Annotated in this window: 22 protein-coding genes; 13 read left to right on the forward strand and 9 right to left on the reverse strand. The window is 71.9% G+C overall.

The window, feature by feature from the left end:
• Window positions 1-34 precede the first annotated feature (34 nt).
• The 4 genes from ACH4FX_RS03425 to ACH4FX_RS03440 all read left to right on the forward strand — a co-directional run bounded on the left by ACH4FX_RS03425 (window position 35) and on the right by ACH4FX_RS03440 (window position 4,736).
• Entirely contained in the window at window positions 35-1,819 is a 1,785-nt protein-coding gene (locus ACH4FX_RS03425) for a beta-ketoacyl synthase N-terminal-like domain-containing protein (protein ID WP_398474663.1), read from the forward strand.
• Complete coding sequence (locus ACH4FX_RS03430; RefSeq protein ID WP_398474665.1) at window positions 1,816-3,057, forward strand: cytochrome P450; 1,242 nt, start codon at window positions 1,816-1,818, stop codon at window positions 3,055-3,057. Before ACH4FX_RS03425 ends, ACH4FX_RS03430 begins: the two co-directional genes overlap by 4 nt.
• A gap of 299 nt (window positions 3,058-3,356) precedes the next feature.
• On the forward strand, window positions 3,357-4,052 hold the full coding sequence (locus ACH4FX_RS03435) for a formyltransferase family protein (protein ID WP_398474667.1): 696 nt from the start codon (window positions 3,357-3,359) through the stop codon (window positions 4,050-4,052).
• Between the two features lie 285 nt (window positions 4,053-4,337).
• On the forward strand, window positions 4,338-4,736 hold the full coding sequence (locus tag ACH4FX_RS03440) for a hypothetical protein (protein ID WP_398474669.1): 399 nt from the start codon (window positions 4,338-4,340) through the stop codon (window positions 4,734-4,736).
• Window positions 4,737-4,815: 79 nt separating this feature from the next.
• On the opposite strand, the gene ACH4FX_RS03445 is transcribed toward ACH4FX_RS03440, so the two are convergent.
• The 3 genes from ACH4FX_RS03445 to ACH4FX_RS03455 all read right to left on the reverse strand — a co-directional run bounded on the left by ACH4FX_RS03445 (window position 4,816) and on the right by ACH4FX_RS03455 (window position 11,231).
• The gene (locus ACH4FX_RS03445) at window positions 4,816-6,504 is read right to left on the reverse strand and encodes a GDSL-type esterase/lipase family protein (RefSeq protein WP_398474671.1); all 1,689 of its coding nucleotides are present in this window, start codon (window positions 6,502-6,504) and stop codon (window positions 4,816-4,818) included.
• Between the two features lie 284 nt (window positions 6,505-6,788).
• Window positions 6,789-10,661 (reverse strand): hypothetical protein, encoded by a 3,873-nt coding sequence (locus tag ACH4FX_RS03450; RefSeq protein ID WP_398474673.1) that lies wholly within the window; start codon window positions 10,659-10,661, stop codon window positions 6,789-6,791.
• Between the two features lie 141 nt (window positions 10,662-10,802).
• Entirely contained in the window at window positions 10,803-11,231 is a 429-nt protein-coding gene (locus ACH4FX_RS03455) for a MarR family winged helix-turn-helix transcriptional regulator (RefSeq protein WP_398474675.1), read from the reverse strand.
• A gap of 278 nt (window positions 11,232-11,509) precedes the next feature.
• Here ACH4FX_RS03455 and ACH4FX_RS03460 point away from each other — a divergent pair, with 278 nt between their 5' ends.
• The 6 genes from ACH4FX_RS03460 to ACH4FX_RS03485 all read left to right on the forward strand — a co-directional run bounded on the left by ACH4FX_RS03460 (window position 11,510) and on the right by ACH4FX_RS03485 (window position 18,216).
• The gene (locus ACH4FX_RS03460) at window positions 11,510-12,463 is read left to right on the forward strand and encodes an SDR family NAD(P)-dependent oxidoreductase (RefSeq protein ID WP_398474677.1); all 954 of its coding nucleotides are present in this window, start codon (window positions 11,510-11,512) and stop codon (window positions 12,461-12,463) included.
• Window positions 12,460-13,332, forward strand: coding sequence for an amidohydrolase family protein (locus ACH4FX_RS03465; protein WP_398474678.1), 873 nt, complete (start codon window positions 12,460-12,462; stop codon window positions 13,330-13,332). Before ACH4FX_RS03460 ends, ACH4FX_RS03465 begins: the two co-directional genes overlap by 4 nt.
• Before the next feature lie 13 nt (window positions 13,333-13,345).
• Entirely contained in the window at window positions 13,346-14,848 is a 1,503-nt protein-coding gene (locus ACH4FX_RS03470; protein ID WP_398474680.1) for a long-chain fatty acid--CoA ligase, read from the forward strand.
• A gap of 60 nt (window positions 14,849-14,908) precedes the next feature.
• Window positions 14,909-15,364 (forward strand): MaoC family dehydratase, encoded by a 456-nt coding sequence (locus ACH4FX_RS03475; protein WP_398474682.1) that lies wholly within the window; start codon window positions 14,909-14,911, stop codon window positions 15,362-15,364.
• 75 nt (window positions 15,365-15,439) lie between these two features.
• On the forward strand, window positions 15,440-16,771 hold the full coding sequence (locus ACH4FX_RS03480; RefSeq protein ID WP_398474684.1) for an MFS transporter: 1,332 nt from the start codon (window positions 15,440-15,442) through the stop codon (window positions 16,769-16,771).
• Window positions 16,768-18,216, forward strand: a complete 1,449-nt coding sequence (locus tag ACH4FX_RS03485) for a hypothetical protein (protein ID WP_398474686.1) — start codon at window positions 16,768-16,770, stop codon at window positions 18,214-18,216. The genes ACH4FX_RS03480 and ACH4FX_RS03485 overlap by 4 nt, the downstream gene beginning before the upstream one ends.
• Before the next feature lie 9 nt (window positions 18,217-18,225).
• Here the strand turns inward: ACH4FX_RS03485 and ACH4FX_RS03490 are convergent, their stop codons facing one another.
• On the reverse strand, window positions 18,226-18,675 hold the full coding sequence (locus ACH4FX_RS03490) for a MarR family winged helix-turn-helix transcriptional regulator (protein WP_398474688.1): 450 nt from the start codon (window positions 18,673-18,675) through the stop codon (window positions 18,226-18,228).
• Window positions 18,676-18,825: 150 nt separating this feature from the next.
• Between ACH4FX_RS03490 and ACH4FX_RS03495 the strand changes: the two genes are divergently transcribed.
• The gene (locus ACH4FX_RS03495; protein ID WP_398474690.1) at window positions 18,826-19,344 is read left to right on the forward strand and encodes a phenolic acid decarboxylase; all 519 of its coding nucleotides are present in this window, start codon (window positions 18,826-18,828) and stop codon (window positions 19,342-19,344) included.
• A 137-nt stretch (window positions 19,345-19,481) separates the two neighbouring features.
• Here the strand turns inward: ACH4FX_RS03495 and ACH4FX_RS03500 are convergent, their stop codons facing one another.
• On the reverse strand, window positions 19,482-20,369 hold the full coding sequence (locus ACH4FX_RS03500) for a LysR family transcriptional regulator (RefSeq protein WP_398474692.1): 888 nt from the start codon (window positions 20,367-20,369) through the stop codon (window positions 19,482-19,484).
• 202 nt (window positions 20,370-20,571) lie between these two features.
• Between ACH4FX_RS03500 and ACH4FX_RS03505 the strand changes: the two genes are divergently transcribed.
• Window positions 20,572-20,961 (forward strand): VOC family protein, encoded by a 390-nt coding sequence (locus tag ACH4FX_RS03505; protein ID WP_398474694.1) that lies wholly within the window; start codon window positions 20,572-20,574, stop codon window positions 20,959-20,961.
• 90 nt (window positions 20,962-21,051) lie between these two features.
• Here the strand turns inward: ACH4FX_RS03505 and ACH4FX_RS03510 are convergent, their stop codons facing one another.
• The 4 genes from ACH4FX_RS03510 to ACH4FX_RS03525 all read right to left on the reverse strand — a co-directional run bounded on the left by ACH4FX_RS03510 (window position 21,052) and on the right by ACH4FX_RS03525 (window position 24,994).
• On the reverse strand, window positions 21,052-21,948 hold the full coding sequence (locus ACH4FX_RS03510) for a VOC family protein (RefSeq protein ID WP_398474696.1): 897 nt from the start codon (window positions 21,946-21,948) through the stop codon (window positions 21,052-21,054).
• 147 nt (window positions 21,949-22,095) lie between these two features.
• Window positions 22,096-22,848 carry an alpha/beta fold hydrolase gene (locus ACH4FX_RS03515; protein WP_398474698.1) on the reverse strand — a complete coding sequence of 251 codons (753 nt, stop codon included), beginning with the start codon at window positions 22,846-22,848 and terminating at the stop codon, window positions 22,096-22,098.
• Window positions 22,849-22,915: 67 nt separating this feature from the next.
• Entirely contained in the window at window positions 22,916-24,058 is a 1,143-nt protein-coding gene (locus tag ACH4FX_RS03520; RefSeq protein ID WP_398474700.1) for an FAD-dependent oxidoreductase, read from the reverse strand.
• Window positions 24,059-24,298: 240 nt separating this feature from the next.
• Window positions 24,299-24,994 carry a TetR/AcrR family transcriptional regulator gene (locus ACH4FX_RS03525; RefSeq protein WP_398474702.1) on the reverse strand — a complete coding sequence of 232 codons (696 nt, stop codon included), beginning with the start codon at window positions 24,992-24,994 and terminating at the stop codon, window positions 24,299-24,301.
• Between the two features lie 319 nt (window positions 24,995-25,313).
• Here ACH4FX_RS03525 and ACH4FX_RS03530 point away from each other — a divergent pair, with 319 nt between their 5' ends.
• Window positions 25,314-26,198, forward strand: coding sequence for a glycoside hydrolase family 6 protein (locus tag ACH4FX_RS03530; protein WP_398474704.1), 885 nt, complete (start codon window positions 25,314-25,316; stop codon window positions 26,196-26,198).

Raw genomic sequence — 26,198 nt, forward strand, 5'->3', positions numbered from 1 at the left:
ACCGCCCAACTCAACCCGAAGCAGGAGCCTTTCCATGACCGAAAGTCCCGAGCAGGACTACGACCCGGGCGATGTGGCCGTCATCGGCATGTCCCTGCGGGCGCCCGGCGCCCGTACCAAGGAGCAGTTCTGGGACAACCTCGTGCACGGCAGGGAAACGGTGTCGTTCCTGGAGAAGGACGACATCCACGTCGACGAGACCCTGATCCACAGCCCGTTCTACGTGCGGGCCTGCGGCGTCCTCGACACGTACGACAAGTTCGACCCGTCGGTGTTCGGTATCAGCGACCGGATGGCGGCCGCGATGACCCCCGAGAACCGGCTCTTCCTGGAGAGCGCGTGGGAGACGCTCGAGGACGGCGGCTACGACCCGGACCGGATCAATGCCGAGATCGGCATGTACGGCGCCAACAACCCGCAGACCGCCGCCCTGTACAGCTCTCCGCCGGACCGCGTGTCGGTCGGCCCCGAGGCGATCGAGGCGAGCCTCGCCTGGTCGCCGGACACCATGACGTCCAACGCCCTGTACTACATGGGCCTGACCGGTGAGGCCGTCACCGTCGCCGCGGTCTGCGCGGGCTTCCACTACGCGGTGCACCTGGCCTGCCAGTCGCTGCTGCTCGGCCAGACCGACATGGCGATCGCCGGCGGCTCGATGGTCCGCCTGCCGCATCCCCGCGGTCACCTGTGGGAGGAGAACCGCATCCTGTCGAAGGACGGCCACTGCCGCCCGTTCGACGCCAACGGAACCGGCACCGCGCTCTCCAGCGGCGTCGTCACGGTGCTGCTCAAGCCGCTCGGCCAGGCCGTCGCCGACCGCGACCACATCTACGCCGTGGTCAAGGGCTCGGCCGTCAACAACAACGGCATCAGTGTGATGGCCTACGGTCTGGCCCAGCCCGAGCGGATGAGCGCGTGCATCGCCAACGCCATGGAGGTCGGCGGTGTCACCCCGGACACCGTCTCCATGTACGAGGCCAACGGACTCGGCATGCCGATGACCGACGAGCTCGAAGTGCACGCGGCGAGCATGGCGTTCGGCAAGCAGACCACCACCACCTCGATCGGCGGCGTCAAGGGCAACGTGGGCCACGGCGGCGTGGTCTCCGGCGGCTTCGGCGCGATCAAGGCCGCGATGTCGCTGTACCACAAGACGCTGCCGGCGACGATCAACCTGACCGAGGTCAACGCGGACCTCGACCTGCCGAGCACCCCGTTCGTGCCGCAGCTGGAGACGGCGGACTGGGAGACGGAGTCCGGCATCCGCCGCGCGGGCATCACCTCGATCGGCGGCGGTGGCTACAACGCGCACCTGGTGCTGGAGGAGCCGCCGGCCGTCGCCGAGCGCGCCCCCGAGGCCGTCGGCACACCGCGCCTGGCCACGCTCTCCGCTCTGGACGACGAGGCGCTGGCCCGCCAGCGCGCGCGGCTGAAGGACTGGCTGACCGCCAACCCCGGCCTGCGCCTGGACGACATCTGCTTCAGCCTCACCATGGGCCGCAAGGTGATGGACCGCCGGTGGGCCGCCGTGGTCCGCAGCCGTGCGGAGCTGATCGAAGCGCTGTCCGACGGGCCCTCCCGCGGCCTGGCCGTCACGACCGGCAACGCGCCGCAGGTGGACGTGGAGTCCTTCCAGCGCAACGACAACGGCATCGTGCAGAACGGAACGGACGCACAGGCGCTGTCCGAGCTGGCCGCCGCCTGGGTGAACGGCCAGCGGGTGGACTTCGGCTCGCTGCACCGCGGGGAGGCCAGCCACCGCGTGCCGCTGCCCACCTACCCGTTCCAGCCGCGCCGGTTCTGGCGTACGGACTGGTGACCGTGAGCACACCGGCACTGGACACCCTGGACCTGGGCGACCCGAACACGTTCGCGCGCCACGATCTCGACGCGTTCTGGCGCACCCTGCGGGACACCGCCCCCGTGTACTGGAACCCGCCGGCCGACGGCCGCCGGGGGTTCTGGGTGCTCTCCCGTTACGACGACATCATGGCCACCTACCGGGACGACGAGCACTTCACGTCCGAGCGCGGCAACGTGCTGGTCACGCTGCTGAGCGGTGGCGACGCCGGGGCCGGCCGGATGCTGGCCGTCACCGACGGGCACCGGCACCACGAGCTCCGCAAGATCCTCCAGCGGGTGCTCTCGCCGAGGGTGCTCCGCGAGGTGGCGGCGGCGGTGCGGGCCAACACCCGGCAGTGGATCCGCGAGGCGGTCGAGTCGGGCGGCTGCGACTTCGCCGAGCGGATCGCCAGCCGGATTCCGATGACCACCATCTCGAATCTTCTCGGCGTGCCCGAGGAGGACCGGGACTTCCTGCTCGGCCTGACCAAGACGGCGCTCTCGACGGACGACGAGGACGTCGACGAGGTCGACTCCGAGATGGCCCGCAACGAGATCCTGCTGTACTTCATGGACATGGTCGAGGAGCGGCGTGCGGCGCCGGGCGACGACGTGATCAGCATGCTGGTCGGCAGCTCCATCGACGGTGTGCCGCTGTCCGACGAGGACATCGTGCTCAACTGCTACAGCCTGATCGTCGGCGGTGACGAGACCAGCCGGCTGACGATGATCGACTGTGTCCACACGCTCGCGGCGCAGCCCGAGCAGTGGCGGCGGCTCAAGCACGGTGAGGTCACGATCGACACCGCGGTGGACGAGGTGCTGCGCTGGGCGTCGCCCACCATGCACTTCGGGCGCACGGTCGTCCGCGAGACCGAGCTGCACGGCGTACCGCTGCGGCCGGGCGAGATCGTCACCCTCTGGCACGCCTCCGGCAACCGGGACGAGCGGATCTTCGACCGGCCCGGGACGTTCGACCTCGGCCGCACCCCCAACAAGCACCTCGCCTTCGGCTACGGCCCGCACTTCTGCATCGGCTCGTACCTGGCCAAGGTGGAGATCTCCGAACTGCTCATGGCATTGCGGGACTTCACGACCGGGTTCGAGCAGACCGGTGAGGCGCTGCGCATCCGGTCCAACTTCCTGACCGGGTTGTCCACCCTGCCGGTGCGGTTCCGGCCCGACCCCTCCGGGATGAAGGAGACCGACCGATGAGCGGCCGGGACGGCGCCCCCGCCCGCGTCGCACAGCACCTCATGACGCCGACGGCCCGACTCGCCGCGTAACCCGACCAGCCACGTGACCGACCGCCCACCCGCATACCGGCCTTGGCCGGACCGGCCGCCGAGCCGAGGGCCTGCCCGTGGGCCCGGCCGCACCGGGCGGCGACGAACCGCAGGCAAGAAGGTGCCGGTGCCGGGCACCGGAGCGGCCTCCGGCTGTTCCGGTGCCGCGGTGTGGCGCCCTCCACCCGTACCGAACAGATACCCGACCAGCGACTGCCGGGAGCGCGAGTGAACATCTACATATCAGGACAAGGGGCATTCGCGGTGCAGGTCGCGGACGCCCTGTGGGACGAAGGACACAAGATCGCGGGCGTGGCCGCTCCCCGGTTGCGCAAGGGGCACTCCGACGAGGGCAACGCGATGTCCTGGGACCGCCTGCGCTCCTGGGCGTTCCCCCGGGACGTCCCCTGGACGGATTCGGCCGAGCTGCGCGCGATGCACGTCCCGGACGGCGTGGACGTCATCGTCGCCGCGCATTCGCACGCCTTCATCGGCCGCCGGACGCGCGCCAGGGCCACCGTCGCGGCCATCGGCTACCACCCCAGCCTGCTGCCGCTGCACCGCGGCCGGGACGCGATCCGATGGACGATCCGCGACGGTGACAAGGTGACCGGCGGGAGCGTCTACCACCTCACCGAACGTACCGACGCCGGCCCGATCGCCGCGCAGGAGCACCTGTTCGTTCCCCCGGGCGCGACCGTACAGAGCCTGTGGCGCGAGCACCTGGCCCCGCTCGGCGTACGGCTGCTGGTACGGGTGGTCGCCGACCTCGCCGAGGGCAGGCGGATCGAGGTCCCGCAGGACGAGAAGCTGGCGACCTGGGAACCCGCGATGGACGCGCCACCGCTGTTCAAGCCCGAACTCATCGCACTGCCGGGAACGGAGCTCGTCGACGGCAGCAAGTGGGCGCTTCACGCGCGGTGAGGAGGCGGCGCGGTGCCGACCGCGTCGAAGACCGGCGGACCACCGGTCCGGGCCCGTTCACGACGGGCGGGCCCGACCCGGGCCGCGGCTCCCGCACCCCTGTGACTCGGCCGGTTGTTCGGCGTGTGTTTGTTCAGCGCGGCGTCCTGACACTGAACAACGCGTCGCGGCTATACCGGACCCTCGACAGGCCGCCTCGTCGCGGTGACGCGGCGAGGAACCGATCGGGGCGGTGTGCGGCGGGTATCGGTGCGCCGCTCCTCCGGCGATGTTGGGGAGGGCTTCATGAGATTCGTCAGGACCGGGGTCGCGGCAGCGGCCGTCCTGGTCGTCGCCGTCGCGGTGCCCGCAGCCGGCCGGGCCGGTGACGGTGCGCAGAAGACCGCGCCACAGCCCCGAACGCTCACCGCGGCCGAGGTGCAGGCCGGGAAACGCCCCTGCGGTCTTTCGGTCGATCAGCCGGGAGGTACCGGTGCCCCGGCCTGGGTCTACTGGAACAACTGCTGGGCGGACAATCACGGCCTGAGCGAGACCCCGGTCTTCTCGAACGGCAAGGGAAACACCTACACCTACGTCCGGGTCTGCCAGTACATCGCACCCGGCCACACCGAGGGCTGGTATTTCCCCGCAGGCTCCTATCCACCGGAACCTACGAGTGTCACCGGGGTCACCTACTGCAAGTAGGAAGCCACGACGGTTTCGAGAAATTCCTTGCGCCCGGGCCGGGGCCCGGGCGCAAGGGGCGCGGTGGACTCGCGAAGCGTTACTCGCGGACCCTCGCCTGCGGTATCGGCCGTACGGTCATCGCGGACGCGGACGCGCCCGGACCGCCGTTGTCGCATCCGTAGAAACCGGGCGACAGGACCGCCATCTTCTGCAGGCAATTGCCGAGCGCGGCCTGACCGTAGGCGTTGGGGTGCGCGTCTTCCTGGACGTGCCCCTGGAAGAAGGAAATGTCGCGGGCCCATTCACTGACGGTGTCGCCGGGTCGCTGCTCGTCGGCCTGGCGGGTGTCCCGTCCGCACACCTCCCGGCGCTCCAGGGCATCGCGCAGGTCGAGGAATTCCACGTTGTTCTCCCGGGCGACCTGCCGCAGGCTCTCTGATATCTGCGGGATCAGCCGGTCGCGGGCCCAGTCCTCGTCGGCGCCGTAGAACGGACAGCCGCGCCGGAGCGAGCCGGGAGGAGCGGGGAAGCGGGATTCGCTGCCGCGCGGCAGGGGCGAGGGGTAGGACTGCAGAATGATCCGGTAGCCGCTCTGGGTCCCCATCACGGTGCGGATGTCGGCGATGGTCGCGGCGATACCGTCCCGTACGCCGGCGAGTTTGCGGTCGATATTCGGCTGGTGCAGGCCGTTGCACGGACCTTGTCCGGTCATGTAGCGCGTCACGCAGTCCGTGATGATGCCGGTGAAGTCCAGGTCGTTGCCGCCGATGGACAGCACGATGTACTTCACCTGGGCCTGGGCGGCGATATTGGCGAGCTGTTCGACCTGCGGCGGTTCTCCTTTGAAGGACGTGTTGCGTACGTGGGTGGTCTCGGCGCCGGAACAGGCCAGGTTGATGCGCGTGGTGACCGGGAGACCGGAACTCCTGGCTTCGATCTCGGCGGTGTCGGAGCGGTGGCACCCGTTGCCGCCGTCGGCGGTGGTGCCGCCGTAGATCCTGGCCGGGTCGTAGTCGCAGGACAGCACGGTGCAGGTGGCCGCCCGGTCGGACTCGTTGCGCGTCAGGTCCCCGGTGGGCGAGTTGCCGTGCCAACGGCCGCCCTCGCCGGAGATGTAGCTGTCGCCCATGGCCACCGCGACGGTCTCGCCCGGCGGCAGTCTGCGCGGCGCGTCCTTCAGCCGGACGGAGGAGATCCTGTCGTTCATCTTCAGCCCGACGTTGACGACCCGGTCGCCGTAGTAGTCCTCGGACAGGCCGCGGAAGTCGGTGGCCTGGTAGGCCGTGACCTGTGTGCAGTTGTTGTACATGACGAAGGAGGTCGTCGTCGTGCTGGCGGTGTAGCCCAGGTCCCGGATGCCGTATCCGCTGGCGTCGCAGGAGCCGTCGCTGCTGCTGTAGACCTCCCAGTTGCCGCGCAGTTGCTCGTGCTCGTAGACCTTCAGCAGCAGAGTACGGGCCTGCTGGGCCTCGGCCAGCGGCTTCTCGGCGCGCTGTCCGCAGGTGCGCGAGACGACGCGGGAGAACCGTTGTCCTGGCTGGACCGGGTCGAGGACGGTCAGGCAGTCCTTGGCGGACATCTTGGGCCGGGGCACCTCGGACCGGGGGCCCGGGGTCCGAGGGCCCGGGGGTGTCGTCGGCGCTGTTGCCGGCACGGCGGCTGTTGAGGCGATGGCCGTACGGGGCGAGGCGGGTGCCGTCTCGGCGGCGTTCGCCGTGGCGGTCAGCGCCGCCCCGGGGAATGCCACGGCCGCGACGACGGCCGCGGTGCGTCTGAGAGAGCGCATGGAAGGACAGTCCTTTCCCGTGTGGAAGAACGACACATTCCTGGTGGGCCGGGCTCCTGCCGGCCCGGCCCCTCTCCCGGGCCGGGCCGTACCGTCGCCCGGGCCAGGACAGTGGCGCACCGTCGTCTGCCGCGTCCCGACCAGTTCTCGCCTGCGCAGCCGCCGATGGGCGCTTCGTGTGTGCCGGGTATACCGGAGACGCGTTGTTCAGGGTCAGGGCGCCGTACTCAACAAACACACACCGAACAATGAGGCGAGCGGGCCGCGAAAGGGGATGCCGTGGGTCAGCCCTGGTCCCGGTGGCCGGTGGCAGGTTCCGTGCACGGTGGTGTGTAGGCGACCCCAGGGAAGTACTGGTCCCACTGGGCACGGGTGATGACCGGGTGGACGGTACGGCAGATACGGGCGGTGACGCGGTCGAGGTCGGTGTCCCACAGCCGGACGGAGCCGTCTGCGTCCGTGGTGGCGAGGGCGGTCCCGCGGGGGTGGAAGGCCACCGAGTAGATCTTGGCGGTGTGCCCGGTGAGCCGCGCTGCCTCCGTGGGGTGCCGTGGGTCGGCGGTATCCCATAGACGGACGATCTGGTCGTTGCCCGCGCTGGCGAGGCTGCTGCCATCGGGGGTGAAGGCGGCGTCCTGGAGGGTGGCGGTGTGCGCGCGCAGCACCGACAGCTCGCGGGCCGATCCTGCCGGGGTCACGGTGCGCAGTCTGACGGTGCGGTCCGCGCTGTAGCTCACCATGAGGTCGCCGTGTGCGACGAAGGCCAGTCCGGTGATGTCGGTGTGGCCGGTCATGCTGCGCAGCTTCTTGGGGTTCCGGGGGTCGGTGACGTTCCAGAGCCGGACGGTGGGGTCGACGCCGCTGGCGGCCAGGACCGTACCGCCGGGGTGGAAGCTCACCGCCATGAGGGAACCGGTGCGGCTGGGGATGGCGGCCAGGCGGCGGGCCCGTGCCGGGTGGGTGAGGTCCCACAGGCGGATGGTCTGGTCCGTGCCGGCACTGGCCAGGAGGTGGCCCCGGGGGTGGAAGGCGACCGACATGACACCGGAACCCGGGCCTCCAGGTGTACCGGCGGGTCCGGGGAGGGTAGCGATGCGCTCGGGGCGGCGGGGGTCACTGATGTCCCATAGCTGAATGGTGTGCGCCGCGCCGCCTGTGGCGAGCATCCGGCCGTCGGGGCTGAACGCCACCGTATGGACGGCCTCACCATCGCCGGTGAGGGTGGCGATGCGGGAGGGCGCGGCGGGATCGGTGACGTTCCAGAGCCGGACCGTGCGGTCGGCGCTCCCGGTCGCCAGAATCCGTCCGTCGGGGCTGAAGGCCACGCTGTAGACGATCCCGGTGTGGCGTGCGGTCAGGGCGCGCAGGTCCTCCAGGCGGACGCTGTAGTCGTCACTGGCGGTGGCCAGCGTGGTGCCGTCCGGGCTGAACGCGGCCGAGGAGACCATGTCGGTGTGACCGGTGAGGACGGTCAGCGGCGTCGGGGGGCCGCCCGGCCCGGCGGTGAGCCAGATCCGTGTCGTGTCGTCCGTGCTGGCGCTGGCCAACGTAGCGCTGTCGGGGCTGAACGCGAGCGCGTTGATGACGTCGGTGTGGCCGGCGAGCGACGCGGTACGCGGGCGGGGCGGCCGGCGCGGCGGGAGGTCCCACAGCTGGATGGTCCGGCCGCTCCCGGCGGTGGCCAGCGTCTTGCCGTCGGGGCTGAAGGCCGTCGCATAGCCCGCCGACGTCAGGGTGGTGAGGTGACGGGGGTCAGCGGGGCGTGCGACGTCCCACAGGTGGGTCGTGGCGTCGTAGTCGGCCGAGGCGAGCGTCGTGCCGTCAGGGCTGAAGGCCACGGAACTGACGTTGTCGCGATGGTTTCTCAGTACGGCCAGCGCGCGGGGCCTGCGGGGATCGGCCACGTCCCAGAGCCGGGCCGTCCCGTCCTGGCCTCCTGTGGCCAGCACCGAGCCCGTGGGGTGGAAGGCCAGCGCGCTGATGTCCGCCGAGTGGCCCGTGACGGCGGACAGCCGACGGGGCCGTTCCGGGTCGGTGACGTCCCACAGACGGATCGTCCGGTCCCAGCCGACGGTGGCCAGTAGGCGGCCGTCCGCGCGGAAGGCGGCGGCCTGGACGGTGGCGGTGTGCCCTCTCAGGGTCGACAGTTCCCGGGGGCGGTGCCGGTCCCTGACGTCCCACAGCTTGATGGTCCGGTCCATGCTGGTGGTCGCGACCACGGTGCCGTCGGGTCGGAAGGCCGCGTGGGTGGTGCCGCGGTGGTGCCCGGTCAGCCGGGCCGTGTACGGCTGGGAGGAGGTGCTGAGCACACTGTCGCGCGTCTCGGCCTGGGGTGCCAGCCGGTGGGCGGCGAGCCGTAGCTGCGCCGCCAGGGCCGGGTCCCGCACCTGGAGAGCGGCGGCCTGGGCCACCGCCTTGCGGGCCAGCGCACTGTTGCGCTCCTCGGTCGCCCGGCGTTCGGCGCCCACCGTGTAGAGCGCGGCGGCGGCGGACAGCACCACGGACACGGCGAGCAGCGCGACCAGTCGGCGCAGCCGGCGGGCGCGGCGGCGGACCGCTGCGTGCTCCGCGGCCTCGGCGGCCAGACCGGCGTCCAAGAACGCCCGCTCGCGTGCGGTCAGGGTGGTCTCGTCCTGTTGCAGGAGGCCCTTGGCCAGGGCGAGACGGGTGCCCCGGTACAGGGCGCCGGGGTCGCGGCCGAGCGCCTCCCATTCCTGGGCGGCCTCGGTGAGCTGGCGGTGCAGGCGCAGCCGGTCGCGGTCCTCGGCCAGCCACCGGCGCAGACGGGGCCAGCTGCGGATCAGTGCCTCGTGGGTGATCTCCACGTGGCCGCGGTCCAGGGTGAGCAGCCGGGCGCGGGCCGCACGGTCCAGGACGGCCGTGAGGTCCGCGGTTTCGTCGAGTTCACCGCGCGGGATACGGCGTTTGGTGTCCTCGGTGCCCTCGCCCAGAGCGGTCATCCGTAGGAACAGGTGGCGGGCCAGGCCCTGTTGGCGGTCGGTGAGGGCTGTGTAGAAGGCCTCCGCGCTTTGCGAGAGAGCGCCGTCGAGCCCGCCGACCGCGTGGAAGCCGGCTAGCGTCAGCGTGGTGCCCTGCCGGCGTCGCCAGGTCTCCAGCAGAGCGTGGGACAGCAGCGGTAGCATGCCCACCTGCCCGTGGACCTGCGCGGTCAGCGCCGCCAGGAGCGCTCCCTCCACCCGGCACCCGGCGCGGACGGCCGGCTGGACGATGGCCCGGTGCAGCTCGCAGCTGGTCATCGGCCCCAGCGTGACCTGCGCGTCACGCAACGCCTCCACCAGCTGCGCGTGCTGGGTGCAGTGCGGGTAGAAGTCGGCGCGTACGCCCAGCACCACCCGGCAGCGGCTGTTGGGGGCCTGTGCCGCGGTGACCAGCGCGGTGACGAAGGCCGTACGCTCCCGCTCGCTTCCGCAGACGGTGAAGACTTCCTCGAACTGGTCCACCACCACGACGACCTCTGCGTCGTCCGAGGTCAGGACCGCGATCTGGCGCAGTACCCGGTTCAGTTCCGCGTGGTCGGCCAAGAGATCGCCGCGCAGCCGGCCCGGGGCGCGGCCTGTGTGCGGCGCCAGGTGGATCGCGCATTCCTCCAGCGGATGTCCCCCGGGCGTGAAGAACAAGGGGATGCGGTGTGTGTTCCGAGTACGCAGGCGCGGCAGGAGGCCCGCCCGCAACAGCGAGGATTTGCCCGCTCCCGAGGCTCCGAAGAGAGCCACGAACCGCTGCCTTTCCAGGCGCGTGGCCAATTCCCCGACCAGGCGCTCGCGGCCGAAGAACCAGTCGGCGTCCTGCGGCCGGAAGGCCGCCAGCCCCGCGTACGGCGCACGCTCCCCCTCCTTCGCGCCAGCTCTCTCCGGCACTGCCGCCTCGGCGGCGAGTTCGGCCGCCACCTCCCGCCAGCGCCGCTCCCACTGCCGGGCGTCGCCGCCACAGGCGCGCACATACGCCGACACCACCGCCAGGCTGGGCAGTTGCCGCCCCGCGGCGGCTCCGGACAGGGCCGCTGCCGAGTAGTGCGCGCGCTCCGCCAGCACCCGGTACGTGGGACTGCCGGCCTGAGCCCGCAGCCGCCGCAGGTCCGCGGCGAGCCGCAGCAGCGGGCTGTCCCCCGGGTCCAGAGGGCGCTCCGCGCGAGGCATCACCTCACCTCCCCAAGCCCCGCATTGTTCAGCATCGGTTTGTCCGTCACCAGCTACCGGACGCTGAACAACACGTACTGGCATGGCCGGCAGCACCGGCCGAGCCGCGGAAGGCGCGCGGAACACCGGCCGACGCTGCGGCTACTCCCCCGCGTCGGGATTGGCGATGCGCAGGAGCAGGGCGTGCAGCGTCTCGCGCTCCTGCGGTGACAACGGGCCGGCCAGCTGGTCGGTGACGTGGCGGCTCGACTCGTCGGCGTCCCTCAGGAACGTCTGGCCGGCCCGGGTGAGGGCGACGACGCGGCTGCGCCGGTCACCGGGCGCGGGGCGCCGCTCGACGAGTTCCTTGCGTTCGAGGTCGTCCACGAGGCCGACGATGGCACTGGGGTCGTACCCGAGGCGTTCGCTGAGCTCACGCTGCAAAGAGCCCTCGGTGGTGGCGAGGTAGCGCAGCAGCGCGTAGTGGCGCAGCCGCAGGCCGGACTCCTGGAGGGCCGCGTTGAACAGCTGCCCGGAGCGGAGTCCGATCCGGTAGAGCAGATAGCCGGTGTCGGAGTGCAGGCCCCGCATCCAGGGCTCGTCGGCGTCAACGGGCTCTGCTCGTACGGGGGTTGTCTGGGCGGTGATGGTGAGCTCCCTGGTCCGGGCCCCTCGGTCGGGGCGGTGACGCTGCCGGTACCAGCATGCCGCACCCTCGTCGCGCTCAACAACTATTGACGACAACAATGATTGGTCTTAGCTTCCATTACGTCGTCCGGCGCCGGCCGAGCGCGAGACGCCCCGGCGTGCGACAGCCCCCGCGGACGCCTCATCTCCACGCGCCCCGTCCCTGCTGAAAGGACCGTGCAGTGCCGAACCCTTCACCCTCGAACACCCCCGCTTCCCACCCCGTCGACCTGACCGGAAAGGTCGCCGTGGTCACCGGCTCCGGCCGCGGCCTGGGGCTGGCCTACGCCGCCGCGCTCGCCCGGGCCGGTGCCGCCGTCGTCGTCAACGACATCGACGAGGAGGCGGCCGGACACGCCGCGAAAACCCTCACCGAGGCGGGGGGCCGGGCCGTGGCCGAGGCGGTCGCGGTCGGCACGGGCGAGGCCGCCGACCGGCTCGTCGCCCGTGCCGTCGCGGAGTTCGGGCGCCTCGACGTCATGGTGACCAACGCCGGCATCCTGCGGGACCGGGTGCTGTGGAAGATGTCCGACGACGATTTCGACGCCGTCGTGACCACCCACCTGAGGGGCACCTTCACCTGCGCCCGAGCCGCCGCCGTACGCATGCGCGAGCAGGGCGACGGCGGCAGCCTGATCCTCGTCGGCTCGCCGGCGGGCCAGCGCGGCAACTTCGGGCAGACCAACTACGCCGCCGCCAAGGCCGGGATCGCCGCCCTGGCCCGCACCTGGTCGATGGAGCTGGCCAGGGCGCGGATCACGGTCAACGCGATCGTGCCGGTCGCGGCGACCGCGATGACCGAGACCATCCCCGCGTTCGCGCCGTACGTGGCGGCCCTGAAGCAGGGGCGGCCGCTGCCGGACGCGCTGCGCAAGGGCGAGGGCTTCGGCACCGCCGAGGACTGCGCCGCGCTCGTCCCGTTCCTCGCCTCCGACGCCGCCCGGGACGTGACCGGCCAGTGCGTCGGCATCGGCGGCGACCGGCTCACGCTGTGGTCGCACCCGCAGGAGGTCACAGCGGCGTACGCGGACGGCGGCTGGAGTCCCGACGGCATCGCCGCGGTCTGGCCCACCACCCTCGGTGCCGAGCCGCAGACCGTCGGCATCCCTGCTCCCCGCCTCCCGGAGGCCCGGTGAACCTCGACGAGCTGACCGCGATCGACGTCCACACCCACGCCGAGGTGTCCTCGAAGGGAACGGCGTCGCTGGACGAGACCCTGTACGCCGCCTCCGGCGCGTACTTCAAGGTCGAGGGCGACCGGAAGCCGACGCTTGAGGAGATGGCGGCCTACTACCGCGAACGGAAGATGGCCGCGGTCGTCTTCACCGTGGACGCCGAGTCCGCCACCGGCACCGAACCCGTGCCCAACGAGGAGGTCGCCGAGGCGGCCGCCGCCAACCCGGACGTGCTCATCCCCTTCGCCTCGCTCGACCCGCACCGCGGCAGGGCGGCGGTCGCGCGGGCGCGGCGCCTGGTGGAGGAGCACGGCGTACGGGGCTTCAAGTTCCACCCCAGCCTCCAGGGGTTCTTCCCGAACGACCGCCTCGCGTACGGGCTGTACGAGGTGATCGAGGAGACCGGCGCCATCGCCCTGTTCCACACCGGGCAGACCGGCATCGGCGCGGGTGTGCCCGGCGGGGGCGGCATCCGGCTGAAGTACTCGAACCCCTTGTACGTCGACGATGTCGCCGCGGACTTCCCCCATCTGAAGATCATCCTCGCGCACCCCTCCTTTCCCTGGCAGGACGAGGCCCTCGCGGTGGCCACGCACAAGCCGGGTGTGCACATCGATCTGTCGGGCTGGTCGCCGAAGTACTTCCCGCCGCAGCTCGTGCAGTACGCCAACAGCCTGCTCCAGGACAAGGTCCTGTTCGGCTCCGACTATCCGGTCCTCACCCCCGACCGCTGGCTCGCCGACTTCGCCCGGCTGGACATCAAGGACGAGGTCAGGCCGAAGATCCTCAAGGAGAACGCCGCCCGCCTGCTCGGCCTCACCCGCGCCTGAAGGGGCACCCGCCATGCGCAACGAAGGAATCGGGTCGTGGCCCGCGCGCCGGGCCCGCAAGACGCCCCACCGCACCGCCCTGTTCCACGACGGCGCCGCGCTCACCTACGCCGCGCTGCACGAGCGCACCACCCGTCTCGCGCACGCCCTCCGAGGGCTGGGGGTGCGCCGCGGCGACCGGATCGCCTACCTCGGCCCGAACCACCCGTCGTACCTCGAAACCCTCTTCGCCGCGGGTCTGCTGGGCGCGGTCTTCGTGCCGCTCAACACCCGCCTGGCCGCCCCCGAGATCTCCTACCAGCTCGCCGACGCGGGGGCGTCGGTCCTCGTCCACGCCGCCGCGCAGAAACCGCTCGTGCCCGGCCCCGGGGAAGCTCCGCACCTCGCGGAGGTCGTCGAAGTCGGCGAACAGTATGAGGAGTTGATCGCCGCGGCGCCCGTCGACCGGATCGACACGACCGTCACCGGCGACGACGTGTGCCTCATCATGTACACCTCGGGCACCACCGGCCGCCCCAAGGGCGCCATGCTCACCCACGCCAACCTCCTCTGGAACGCCGTCAACGTCCTGGTGGACACCGACCTGACGGCGGGCGAGGTGGCTCTGGTGTGCGCGCCGCTGTTCCACACCGCCGGGCTCAACATGCTCACCCTGCCGGTCCTGCTCAAGGGCGGCACCTGCGTCCTCGTCGGGTCCTTCGACCCGGACACCGCGCTCGACCTCGTCGAACGGCGGCGGGTCACCTTCATGTTCGGGGTGCCCACCATGTACGAGCAGATGGCGCGCTGCGCGCGGTGGGAGCGGGCCGATCTCTCCTCGCTGCGCACCCTCAACTGCGGCGGCGCGCCCGTCCCGTCCCGGCTCATCGCGGCGTACCACCGGCGCGGTCTCTCCTTCCAGCAGGGGTACGGCATGACGGAGGCATCGCCCGGGGTGCTGTTCCTGGACGCCGAGCACGCCGTGGCCAAGACCGGGTCGGCCGGCGTGCCGCACTTCTTCACGGACGTACGTGTCGTCCGTCCCGATCTGACCGCGGTCGAGCCGGAGGAAACCGGCGAGGTGATCGTGCGGGGGCCGCACGTCATGTCCGGCTACTGGGGTCTGCCCGAGGAGAGCGCCGAGGTCCTCACCGACGGCTGGCTGCGCACCGGGGATGCCGCGCGCATCGACGCCGACGGTCATGTCACCATCGTCGACCGGCTCAAAGACATGATCATCTCGGGCGGCGAGAACGTCTACCCGGCAGAGGTGGAAGCCGCGCTGCTCACCCACCCGGACATCGCGGAGTGCGCCGTCATCGGCGTCCCCGATCCCACCTGGGGCCAGGTGCCCCGCGCGGTCGTCGTCGCCCGTGAGGGCGCCGCGCTCGACGCCGGTGCGGTGCTCGCCTCGCTCGCCGGGCGTCTCGCCAAGTACAAGGTCCCCAAGTCACTGGTGATCGCGGACGCGTTGCCGCGCACCGCCTCGGGGAAGCTGCGCAAGCCCCGGGTGCGAGAGCTCTACGGCGCGCGCTGACCCATCGCGTACCGCACATCCCATCCGCCACGGACATCACGACACCATGGAGTACGCCTTATGAGCATCACCGTCGACGGCCTGGACGGACTGCGCGCCCTCGCCGGAAGCGACCTCGGCACCAGCCGGTGGATCACCGTGTCACAGGACCGGATCAACACCTTCGCCGACGCCACCGACGATCACCAGTGGATCCACACCGACCCCGGGAAGGCGGCGGCCGGCCCGTTCGGCGCCCCCATCGCCCACGGGTACCTGACGCTCTCGCTCTTCATCCCGCTGTTCACCGAGATCCTCGATGTCCGCGGTGTCACCACCAAGGTCAACTACGGTCTGAACAGGGTGCGTTTCCCCGCCCCGGTGAAGGCGGGCGCCCGCGTCCGCCTGGCCGGCCGCCTCGCCTCGGTCGAGGACGTGCCCGGCGGCGTGCAGATCACCGTGGACGGCACCATCGAGATCGACGGCGGCGACAAGCCCGCCGCCGTACTGCAGAGCCTGTCCCGCTTCTACGCCTGACGTGCCGAGACCGGGGCCCCGGCCCGTCCCGCCGGGCCCCGGCGTCCCTTCCCCCTCACCCCAAGGGAGTACGTCATGCCGCCACGCCAACGCGCCTCGAAAGACGTCCAGTTGCGCCGTGTAGCCCTGTCCGGCCTGCTCGGCACCGCCGTGGAGTTCTACGACTTCCTGGTCTACGGGACCGTCGCCGCCCTCGCCTTCGGCGACCTGTTCTTCCCCGGAGCCGACCCCGCCACCGGCACCATCGCGGCCTTCGGCACCTTCGCCGCCGGCTACCTCGCCCGCCCGCTCGGCGGCGTCGTCTTCGGGCACTTCGGCGACCGGCTCGGCCGGAAGTCGATGATGCTGACGACGATGGGCCTGATGGGCACCGGCAGCTTCCTCATCGGGCTGCTGCCGACCTATGCCACGATCGGCGTGTGGGCCCCCGTACTGCTCGTCCTGCTGCGCGTCGTCCAAGGAGCGGCGATCGGCGGCGAATGGGGCGGGGCCACGCTCATGGCGGCCGAGCACGCCGGCGGGCGCCCGCGCGGGCTGTGGACCAGCTTCACCCAGCTCGGCGCCCCGGTGGGCACCCTCGTGTCCACCGCCGTCGTGACCGCGGTCAGCACCCTGCCCGACCAGCAGTTCCTCGCCTGGGGCTGGCGGATACCGTTCCTGCTGAGCCTGGTCCTGTTCGCGGTGGGCCTGTACGTACGGCTCACGGTCGCCGAGAGCCCGCTGTTCTCCGCCGTCCAGGAGCGCCGCGACGTACCCCGGCTGCCGCTCCTGGACGTCCTGCGCCGCCCCCGCGCGCTGCTGCTCGGCACCGGAGCGGGCATCGCGCCCTTCGCCGCGCAGTCGGTCCTGGCCACCTTCCTGATCTCGTACGCCGTCGGCCACGGCTACACCCGGCCGCACGTCCTCCTCGGCGTCACCCTCGCCTCCGCCACGGCGCTCGTGGTGCTGCCGTGCTCCGCCGTCCTGTCCGACCGGTTCGGGCGCCGCCCGGTGGTGGCGGCGGGCGCCGCCCTCTCGGCGGCCACGGCGTTCCCGGTCTTCGCGCTGGTCGACTCCGGCAGCCCCGGGCTGCTGATCCTGGCCTGCGTCATCGGCCACGGCGTCGCCCAGTCCACGATGTACGGCCCTCTGGGCGCCCTGCTGACCGAGATGTTCGACACCCGCGTGCGCTACACCGGCGCGTCCCTGGGCTACCAGGCCGCGACGCTGATCGGCGGCGGCCTGTCCCCCGTCATCGCCGGCGGCCTCGTCCGGGCCTACGACAGCACCACCCCCGTCGCACTGCTGCTCATGCTCGCCGCGGCGGTCACCGCACTCACCGTGTGGCGGATCGCGGAGACGAGCCGGGACCGGCTCACCGACGGCACGTCACCCGTCCCCCACCCCCCGCAAGGAGCCACGCAATGAAGGCCCTGTTCCTGCGGAAGTCCCCTGGCCCGAGGACGTTCCCAGCGCCGCCCAGACGGACAGCCCCCCGTAGGAGAACGTCCGCCCGCGCCGTCGTCCTGGCGCTGTTCCTCCTCGCCGGGCTCACCACGCCCGTCGCCAACGCCGCACCACAGCACGCCCGCCACCTCGAAGGCACCCTCGCCTCAGGCGCCGCCTACGTGATCGACGTACCCGGCCACTGGAACGGGACCGTGCTCCTGTTCAGCCACGGCTACCGCCCGGCCGGCTCTCCCAACCCGGCTGCCAACGCTCCCGACGACGCCACCCGCGCGCTGCTGCTCGCCCAGGGATACGCCCTGGCCGGGTCGTCCTACGCCACCACCGGATGGGCCGTCGAACAGGCCGTACCCGACCAGCTCGGCACGCTCACCGCCTTCACCGGCAAGATCGGCGCCCCACGCCGCACCATCGCCTGGGGCGAGTCGTACGGCGGCCTGGTCACCACCACCATCGCCGAGCGCCACGCCGGCCGCATCGACGGCTCGCTGTCCCTGTGCGGCCTCGTCCAAGGCGGTGTCGCCAACTGGAACTCCACCCTCGACGCCGTCTTCGCCCTCGCCTCCCTGCTCGCCCCGGACGCCGGCATCCCGCTGGCCGGCTTCGCCGACGCGGCCGAGGCCACCGCCTCCGCGCGGAAACTCACCGGCGTGCTCTCCAAGGCCCAGACCACCGCGGCGGGCCGCGCCCGTATCGCGCTCGCCGCCGCCCTGCACGACATCCCCGCCTGGAACGGCCCCGACCAGCCGCGCCCCGCCCCCTCCGACCACGCCACGGCACAGGCCAACCAGTACGAGGCCATCAGCGGCCTCGTCCGCAATCCCGCCTTCGCGTGGCGGCAGGAGGCCGAAGCGCGGGCCGGCGGCAACATGTCGTGGAACACCGGCGTCGACTACACCGCCATGCTGCGCCGTTCGGCGAACTACAAGGAGGTCAAAGCCCTCTACAAGGCAGCCGGCCGCTCCCTGAGCGGCGATCTGCGCACCCTTGCCGACTCGCCCCGCATCACGGCCGACCGCGACGCCGTGCGCTACATGACCCGCAACGTCACCTTCACCGGCGCCCTCCGGAAACCGCAGATGGACATCCACACCACGGGCGACGGACTGATCCCCGTCCAGTCCGAGAGCGCCTACCGCCAGGCCGTCGGCACCACGGGGCGCACCGCCCTGCTGCGCCAGGCGTACGTCGACGCCCCCGGGCACTGCGCCTTCTCCCCGGGAGAACGGGCCGCCGCCCTGCACACGCTGGAGAAGCGCCTGCGCAGCGGCCGGTGGAGCGACACCACCCCCTCGGCCCTCAACGCCGAGTCCCGCACCGCCGACCCCAGTTCCCCGGCCCGCTACATCCGCTACCGGCCCGGCCCGTACCCCCGCCCGTACGACCTCGCACACCCGGCCGCCTGAACCGCGTCCTCACCCCTGGCCGGCGGGGGCCTGTGCCTCCAGGGCGGTGAGCAGTTCGGTGAGCGCGGGCAGCGACCGTTCCAGCGCCTCGCGGCTTTCCGGGTGCAGACCGTCCAGAGCACGGCGCAGAGCGGCCGTACTGGTGCGGTCGTAGCGGTCGAGCATGTCGAGGGCCTTGGGCGAGGCGGTGAGGTGGGCGGTGCGCAGGTTGGTGGGCGAGGGCGTGCGCTCGACCAGGCCCGACGCGGTCATGGTGCGGATGAGGTTGCTGACCGTGGACGGGGCCGCCTTGAGCCGGTGGGCGGCCTCGCGCGGGGTGACCGTGCCGGCTTCGGCCAGCACCCGCAGCAGTTCGATCTGGGCCTCGGGGAGGTCGGGCAGGCGCTCGGAACGACGGGTGCGCAGCACGGCCCGGCGCAGGGGGCCGAGGAGTCGGCCGAATTCGGTCGCGGTGTCCATGGCCCCATTGTGCCCCATCTAACATTTTGCAACAAAACAGTTTTGAAGCAAAATGGAGAGGGGCGGTGAGGGTCCCGCACTCGCGGACCCGTCGCCCTCGGCACATCCGTGACGCCTCGCGTCCAGCACCCCTCGTCCAAGGAGGAACCCATGACCACTGTCGCCGACCCCATCCCCGCCCAGGACCTCTCCGGGATCGTCGGCCACCGCTTCATCTACACGTACGCCAACGGCTGGCAGTACGAGATGTACGTGAAGAACGACCACACCATCGACTACCGCATACACAGCGGCCACGTCGGCGGGCGCTGGGTCAAGGACCAGGAAGTCGACCTCGTCCAGCTCGACGACGACAGCTACAAGGTGTCGTGGACCGAACCCACCGGCACCTCCGTCGCCGTCAACGTCATGCCCGGCAAGCGCCGCCTGCACGGCGTCATCTTCTTCCCGGACTGGATCCGCCGGCACGGCGAGCGCACCGTCTGCTTCCAGAACGACCACCTGGAGGAGATGCGCGCCTACCGCGACCAGGGCCCGGTCTACCCCATCTACATCGTCCCCGAATTCGCGAAGATCACGCTGTTCGAACATGTCGGCACGGACGACGACTCGGTGGTCTCCACCGCACCCGGCGACCTCCCCGCCGGCTGGTCCGACCGCACCAACTGACAGGGGCGGACGCCTTCATGGCCGGGCATGCCGGGGCTGTTCCCGTCGGCTGCCCGGCCGTCCGGGCCCGCACCGCGTCGGCGTCCGGTCGCCGGGCATCCGCCCCACCGCTCCGACGGCCCCGGAGTACGGGTTGGTCATGCGGCCGGGGGTGGCGTCCCGCCGTCCAGCAGGGCCAGGAAGGCGGCGGCCGCGGGTGACGGGGTGAACCTGCTCCAGACCAGGCGCTCCACCCGGACCGGCCCGTTGGTGACCGCCACGCTCCGCAGGCCGTGCAGTTCGGCGGCGAACGCCGCGGGCAGCAGGGCGATGCCGAGACCGTGGCGGACCATCCGGGCCATGAGTTCGACGCCGGACACCTCGAAGGCGACCTCGCGCCGCAGGCCGGCCGCCGCGAACGCCTCGTCCGACTGGGCACGGGCGGCACTGCCGGCGACGAAGTCCACGAACACCTCCCCGGCGAGCAGCCGCAGGTCCACCTCCCGCTCCGTGGCCAGCGGGTGGCCGGGGGCGACCACGGCGACGTGCCGCCCGTGGGCGAGTTCCCGGTCACGGACGCCCCGCGGCCGGAAACCGGGCGGTACGCCGAGGAACGCCACGTCCAGCCCGCCGTCGCGCACCTGCTCGATGAGCCGCTCGCTGGAGCCGGTCCGCAGACCGATCCGGACCTGGGGGTAGCGCAGGCGGTAGTCCCGCAGCACCACCGGGAGATCGACGGCCGCGACAGTGGGGATCGACCCGACGGCCAGTCGGCCGCGTATCTCGCCGGTGGCCGCCGCCACCTCCGCCCGGGCCCGCTCGGCTGCCTCCACGGCCTGGCGGGCGGCGGGCAGGAACGCCTCTCCGGCGGCGGTCAGCCGCACCCGGCGGCTGGTCCGCTCGAACAGCCGGGCGCCCAGTTCCTTCTCCAGCCGGGCCACTTGGTGGCTGAGCGCGGACTGGACGACGTGGCACCGCTCGGCGGCGCGGGTGAAGTTCGCGGTCTCCGCCACGGCGAGGACGAAGCGCATCTGCTGCAGATCCATTGATCCATCGTGAAACACGATGGATTGGATGACAAACATGTGTTGGACAGATGAATCCCCGTCCGGCGATGCTGAACACGGCGGCGGGCCACGGCAGTCGGCAATCACCCGTCGGCCACCGTTCCGGACGGCGAAGTCCGGAACGGTCGGTTCCGCCCACCCACCACCGGCGCCCCGGCGTCCCGACCTCGCGGAGACACCCATGCGTGTGATCGCCTTCGACCACCTGGTTCTGAACGTCACCGACATCGAGCGTTCGCTCGCCTTCTACACCGGCCCACTGGGACTGGAACCGGTGCGGGTGGCGGAGTGGCGGGCCGGCAAGGTCCCCTTCCCGTCCGTGCGGGTGAGCCCCACCACCATCATCGACCTCGTCGCGGCGCCCGAAGACCGGAAGGAGGGCTCCAACGTCGACCACATCTGCCTGGTGGTCGAGCCGCTCGACTGGCAGCAGGTCATCGAATCCGGCGTCTTCACGGTGCTGGACGGCCCCGGTGAGCGCTTCGGTGCCCGGGGCACCGCGGTCTCCCTCTACGTACAGGACCCGGACGGCAACACCGTGGAACTGCGCTGGTACCCGCAGGACAGCTGAGGCTCATCGCGGCGACCCGCCGGACATCCACGACGACCGGCCTGCACGGTGTCCCTGTGCAGGCCGCCGCGGGGTGGGTGGTGCTGTGGCCTACCAGTCCGTCCCCGGTGCCGGATTCGCGGCGTCGGCAACGGAGAAGCGCAGGATGTTCCCGGAGGGGTCCTGTGTGGTCAGGCTGCTTCCTTCGCGCTGGTGCGGGTGGCGGTCGGCGGTAAGGCGCCCGGCCAGCGCCTCGATCGCCTCCTGGGTGCCGAGCAGCAGGTCGACGCAGGTCAGACGGGCGGTGTCGGGGCCCGCGGGGGTGCCACCGTCCGGACTGAACCGGTTGGTGAACACGAGGAGGCTGCGGTGGTCGCGGACGCCGACGCCGACGAAACCGTCACCCAGGCGGGCATAGAGTTCCAGGCCCAGCAGGTCGCAGTAGAACCGCTTGGTGTACGTGAGGGCGGCGTCGGTCACTTTGAGCTGGACGTGTCCCATGTGCGTACCGGCCGGCAGGGGCGCGGGCAGGCTCGCGCCGGGCTCGTCGAGAAGGTCCTGTGACGCGATCGGTGCGGCGACCACGACGGGCAGGCCCTCGTCGGTCCACTGCCATTCCTCCTGCGGGCAGGCCCACGTCACCTCGATGGTGTGGCCGTCGGGATCGGTCGCGTAGCACGATCGGGACACGACGTGGTCGCGCAGATCGATGTCGAGTCCTGCGTCCAGGTGCCGCCGGGCGAAGCGGGCGACGTCCGCCATGGCGGGCACGAGCGGGGCGAAGTGGCTCAGCCCGGGGCTCGACGGCGGCGGCGCGACGGCCCCGGCGACTTCCTGCAAGCGGACCAGTACCGTTCCCTCAACTCCCAGGTGTGCGCACTGTGCTCGGCGGCCGAGGAGACCGAATCCTGCGACCTGCGTGTAGTAGTGCACGCTGCGGTCCAGTTCGGCCACCGTCAGTCCGACGGGGCCGAGGGTGAATGTCCGGTCCATCCGATAGCCGGTCATGGTCGGCCTTTCATCCGTGCTGCGGTTCCCCGGCAATGGGCACGTGGGTGAACCGCAGCGGGGTGGACTGCGGCCCTGCCCTCTCAGGTAGGGCGAGGCGCAGTTGCTGACGTGGAACCCGTTCCTGGCGCGCGAGGGAGAACGCGGTCACATACGGCGGGCACCAGGGTGGCGGGCGAGGAAGGAGTCGAGGACGGTGAAGACCGCCTCGGGCTCCTCACGGATGGGCAGGTGCCCTGCGCCCGGGATGAGTGCGAACCGTACGTCCGGGAACGCCGCCGCGTAGGCGCGGCCGAAGTCGGGGGTGACCACGGTGTCGTTGCCGCCCCAGATGACCAACACCGGGCAGGTGACGGTGGAGAAGCGGGGCAGCAGGCCGGCGTCCGCCATGGCCGGCCCGGTATAGGCGCGCAGTGCGGCCATCGACTGCGCGGGTCCGCCGCGCGGCGCCGGGCCGCCCGTCGGGGGCGCGGGCTCCGGAACCGGCGGCCCGGCGGGCACGGTGACCTGCTGGCCGGGCACCACCGGGCCGATGGCGTCCATGAGGACGAGCCGCGAGATCCGGCCCTCACGGTCGTCCAGGACGGTCTGCGCGGCGACCCAGCCGCCGAACGACGTGCCGATCACCGTCACGTCCTCCAGCCCGAGACGGCCGAGCACATCCAGGTAGACGGCGGCGAGCGCCGGCACGGAATCCAGATCGCCGGGCCGTACGGTGCCGTCCCAGCCCGGGTGGGTGGGTACCAGGACCCGGTGGTGCGGCGCGAGGTGATCGACCAGGGGCGCGATGCTGCCGGGGCCGGGGCCGCCGTGCAGGACGAGGACCGGACTGCCCTGGCCGGCATCGCGCAGTTCGAGGTCGAGGCCGGGCCGTATCGGGAGGGTGCGTCGAACAGTCACCGTCATGGTTTCCTTCCGTACGCGGCGGGTCGGGGCACCGGGGATGTGGCGGCCGTCGGAGCCGTCATCACCGGGCCGCCGGGCCGGCGGTGAAGAACTCGACCATCTGCTCCAGGCCCCGCTCGCCGAACATCCTCTCCAGACCGGCGGCGGAATCGGCCGCGGACGCCTCGCTGCGCGGGAAGAGGGCTTCCTCGTACGCGGTCACAGCACCCTCGGTGTCGCCGGGGTGGGCGGCGATGGCCAGCGCGAGTTCGGCGCCGTCGAACATGGCCAGGTTGGCGCCCTCACCCGCGAACGGGGACATCACGTGAGCGGCGTCGCCGAGCAGAGTCACGCCCGGGACGCGGTCCCAGCGGTGCCCGACCGGCAGCGCGTGAATGCGGCGCGGGGTGATCGCCTCCGCGTCGGCGACCAGACCGCGCAGGCCCTCGTCCCACCCCTCGAAGTGGGCCAGGACCGCGGCCTTGGCGGCGTCGGGGTCGGTGAAGTCGACCGTGTCCAGCCAGCCTTCCCCGGCCTTGAGCGCGGTGTAGACATGGAGCGACCCGTCGCTCTCCCGGTGGGCGAGGAAGCCGCGTTCGTGCCCCAGGGCGATGAAGAATCCGCCGCCGACGAGCGCGGCGCTGTGCGGGTGCCGGGTATCGGCCTCGAACAGGTCGGTCTCGACGAAGGAGATGCCGGTGTAGGCGGGCTCGGCGTCCGAGACCAGCGGCCGTACGCGCGACCAGGCGCCGTCGGCCCCGATCAGGAGATCGGTGGTGAGGGCCGAGCCGTCGGTGAACGTCACCTCGTGGCGCCCGTCACCCAGCGCGCGGGCGCCGGTGACCTTCCGGCCCCAGTGGACCGTGCCGTCGGGAAGGGAGTTCAGGAGCACGTCGCGCAGATCGCCGCGGTCCACCTCCGGGCGGCCGCCGGAGCCGTCGTCCTCCTCGGACACCCGCACCGTGCCGTCGGGGCCGAGCAGGCGCATGGCCTGGCCGCCCTGGTGGACGATCTTGAGGAAGTCGTCGTGCAGGCCGGCGGCGCGCAGGGCCTTCTGTCCGTTCTCCTCGTGGATGTCGAGCATCCCGCCCTGGGTACGGGCCGCCGCCGACGCCTCCCGTTCGAAGATCGCCGACTCGATGCCGTGGACGTGCAGGACGCGGGCGGCGGTCAGGCCGCCGAGGCCTCCGCCGATGATCGCGATGGGGACATGCCGGGTGCTCATGGGGCCTCCGAAGAGAAGTAGGGAATTCCGCGCGCCGGAAAGCCGCCGCCCGGTGCCGCGAAGCCCTTCACAGGGGGCGAGCGCGACCGGTCGGCGAACGGCGGGCCGACCACTCCACCGTAACGAACGCGTTCGTAGCGAACAAGTTCGACAGATCACAGCGCGGCGCCCGGCACAGGGCAGGCGAACCGCACCCGGGCCGAGGACACCGGCGGACGGACGAACGGGCCCGCCCGGGGCTCAGCCCGTCGCGCCGGGGACGGGCGTGTGCGTGATGCCGTTCACGAGGACGTCGAAGCTCCAGCGCATCCTGTCCTGCACCGAGCCACTGATCACAGCGGGCATGTGCGCGGTGATCGCCGGATGCGTGGCCGCGTCCACGTCGTGCAGCGCGCGGACCATGGCGTTCCAGTCGTCCTCCGCGGCGGGGTCGTGCTCATGCGTCGACTGCTCGGCGGCGGTGGCCGTCGCGTCCTGCAGCAGCTTGTCCACCCCCCAGGCGACCTGCTCACGGCCCGCGCCGCTGCGCGAGAGGAGGTCGAGTATGCGCTCCACCAGGCGCAGGTAGTTCTCGCCACTCGGGCGGGCGATCAGCGCCGACCGGGCGAGTTCCGGGCGCTCGAACAGCACCAGCGTGTACGACGTCAGCACGGCCCGCAGCTGCTCTCGCCAGTCGTCACCGCCGTCCCCGCCGCTCAGATCGACCTCGCCCAGCAGCGAGTCCAGCACGGCCGCGTGCAGCTCGGCGGTGTTGGCGACGTAGACGTACAGCGAAGCCGGACCGGTGTCCAACTCCTGTGCCAGACGACGCATCGTGACCTTTGCCAGCCCTTCCGTCCGCATGATCCGTACGGCGGTGTCCACGATCCAGCGTCGGGACAGGGCGGGCTTGGCCGGACGCTCCCGGCGACTGATGGGCTCTCTTCTCGCAGTCATGATGCCGATCGTAACGAACGCGTTCGCGACGGAATGCGGACCGCATGAGGACCTGGGAGCTGGGAGGCCGCCGACCATCTGGAGGCGGTGCCCGGCCGTTCGGTCTAGGCGGGACTGCCGTGTGCGGTGGTCTCCGCGAGGGTGTGTCTGAAAGGGCGAGGGCAGTCCCGGACGGAGGCACGGCAGGGTTATGGGCAGGTGGAGCAGGAAGCAGTGGCGGGGCGCGGTCTGGTTGCCGGCCGTGATGGTGTTGCTGACGTGCGTCGGGTGGAGCAGCGACCCCGGTTTGCCACCGGCACCCTGGCAGGGGGGCCTGTGGGTGGATCCGGACAGCTCCGCGCATCGGGCACTGGAAGGCCACTCGGGCGGTGACGAGGAGGAGCGGGCCGTACTGCGCCGGCTCGCCGAGCAGCCGACCGCGGTCTGGCTGACGCAGAGCGATCCGTTGCCGCGGGCCCGGGAGGTCACCGTGGCGGCGGAGGCCGTCGGGCGGGTGCCGGTGCTGGTGGCCTACCACATCCCGGGCAGGGACTGCGGCCAGTACTCCGCCGGCGGTGCCTCGGACGCGGCCGGCTACCGCCAGTGGGTCGCTCGCCTGGCAGAGGGCCTGGAGGACCGGCGGGCCGTCGTGATCCTGGAGCCCGACGCCGTGGCGCAGGCCCTGACCACCGGCTGCCCGCGTACGGAGCTGCGGCAGCGCCTGCTCGCCGAGGCGGTGCGCACGCTCAAACGCCGGCCCGGGACGCGGGTCTATCTGGACGCGGGCAACCCTGGCTGGGTCCCCGACACGGGGCGGCTGGCTGCCGCCCTCGCCGCCGCGGGCGGAGTGCGGGCCGATGGGTTCGCCCTCAACGTCGCCAGCTTCCACACCACGGACGCCACCCTCGCGTACGGCGAAGAGATCTCCGAGGCGCTGGGCGGGGCGCACTTCGTGATCGACACCAGCCGTAACGGCAACGGCCCGCCGCCCGCGGTGCCCGGCGCGAAGCCGGCCGGCGGCGAGGAGTGGTGCAATCCGCCGGGGCGGGCGCTGGGGCGCCTGCCCACCGCCTCCACCGGGCACCCCCGGCTGGACGCGTACCTGTGGATCAAGGTTCCGGGCGAGTCGGACGGCACCTGCCGGGGCGGGCCGCCGGCGGGACAGTGGTGGACGGCCTATGCCGTGGGGCTGGCCCGGGACGTGCTGGGGCGGGAGCGGCGGTAG

Origin of the sequence: Streptomyces sp. NPDC018019, from assembly GCF_044327805.1 — a bacterium.
Lineage (GTDB): Bacteria > Actinomycetota > Actinomycetes > Streptomycetales > Streptomycetaceae > Streptomyces.

What these genes read in the sequence shown, in the direction of transcription:
- ACH4FX_RS03425 (WP_398474663.1), top strand. Translation starts at nt 35, where the DNA reads ATGACCGAAAGTCCCGAGCAGGACTACGACCCGGGCGATGTGGCCGTC.
- ACH4FX_RS03440 (WP_398474669.1), top strand. Translation starts at nt 4,338, where the DNA reads ATGAGATTCGTCAGGACCGGGGTCGCGGCAGCGGCCGTCCTGGTCGTC.
- ACH4FX_RS03445 (WP_398474671.1), bottom strand. Translation starts at nt 6,504, where the DNA reads ATGCGCTCTCTCAGACGCACCGCGGCCGTCGTCGCGGCCGTGGCATTC.
- ACH4FX_RS03450 (WP_398474673.1), bottom strand. Translation starts at nt 10,661, where the DNA reads ATGCCTCGCGCGGAGCGCCCTCTGGACCCGGGGGACAGCCCGCTGCTG.
- ACH4FX_RS03455 (WP_398474675.1), bottom strand. Translation starts at nt 11,231, where the DNA reads ATGCGGGGCCTGCACTCCGACACCGGCTATCTGCTCTACCGGATCGGA.
- ACH4FX_RS03470 (WP_398474680.1), top strand. Translation starts at nt 13,346, where the DNA reads ATGCGCAACGAAGGAATCGGGTCGTGGCCCGCGCGCCGGGCCCGCAAG.
- ACH4FX_RS03475 (WP_398474682.1), top strand. Translation starts at nt 14,909, where the DNA reads ATGAGCATCACCGTCGACGGCCTGGACGGACTGCGCGCCCTCGCCGGA.
- ACH4FX_RS03480 (WP_398474684.1), top strand. Translation starts at nt 15,440, where the DNA reads ATGCCGCCACGCCAACGCGCCTCGAAAGACGTCCAGTTGCGCCGTGTA.
- ACH4FX_RS03485 (WP_398474686.1), top strand. Translation starts at nt 16,768, where the DNA reads ATGAAGGCCCTGTTCCTGCGGAAGTCCCCTGGCCCGAGGACGTTCCCA.
- ACH4FX_RS03490 (WP_398474688.1), bottom strand. Translation starts at nt 18,675, where the DNA reads ATGGACACCGCGACCGAATTCGGCCGACTCCTCGGCCCCCTGCGCCGG.
- ACH4FX_RS03495 (WP_398474690.1), top strand. Translation starts at nt 18,826, where the DNA reads ATGACCACTGTCGCCGACCCCATCCCCGCCCAGGACCTCTCCGGGATC.
- ACH4FX_RS03500 (WP_398474692.1), bottom strand. Translation starts at nt 20,369, where the DNA reads ATGGATCTGCAGCAGATGCGCTTCGTCCTCGCCGTGGCGGAGACCGCG.
- ACH4FX_RS03505 (WP_398474694.1), top strand. Translation starts at nt 20,572, where the DNA reads ATGCGTGTGATCGCCTTCGACCACCTGGTTCTGAACGTCACCGACATC.
- ACH4FX_RS03510 (WP_398474696.1), bottom strand. Translation starts at nt 21,948, where the DNA reads ATGACCGGCTATCGGATGGACCGGACATTCACCCTCGGCCCCGTCGGA.
- ACH4FX_RS03520 (WP_398474700.1), bottom strand. Translation starts at nt 24,058, where the DNA reads ATGAGCACCCGGCATGTCCCCATCGCGATCATCGGCGGAGGCCTCGGC.
- ACH4FX_RS03525 (WP_398474702.1), bottom strand. Translation starts at nt 24,994, where the DNA reads ATGACTGCGAGAAGAGAGCCCATCAGTCGCCGGGAGCGTCCGGCCAAG.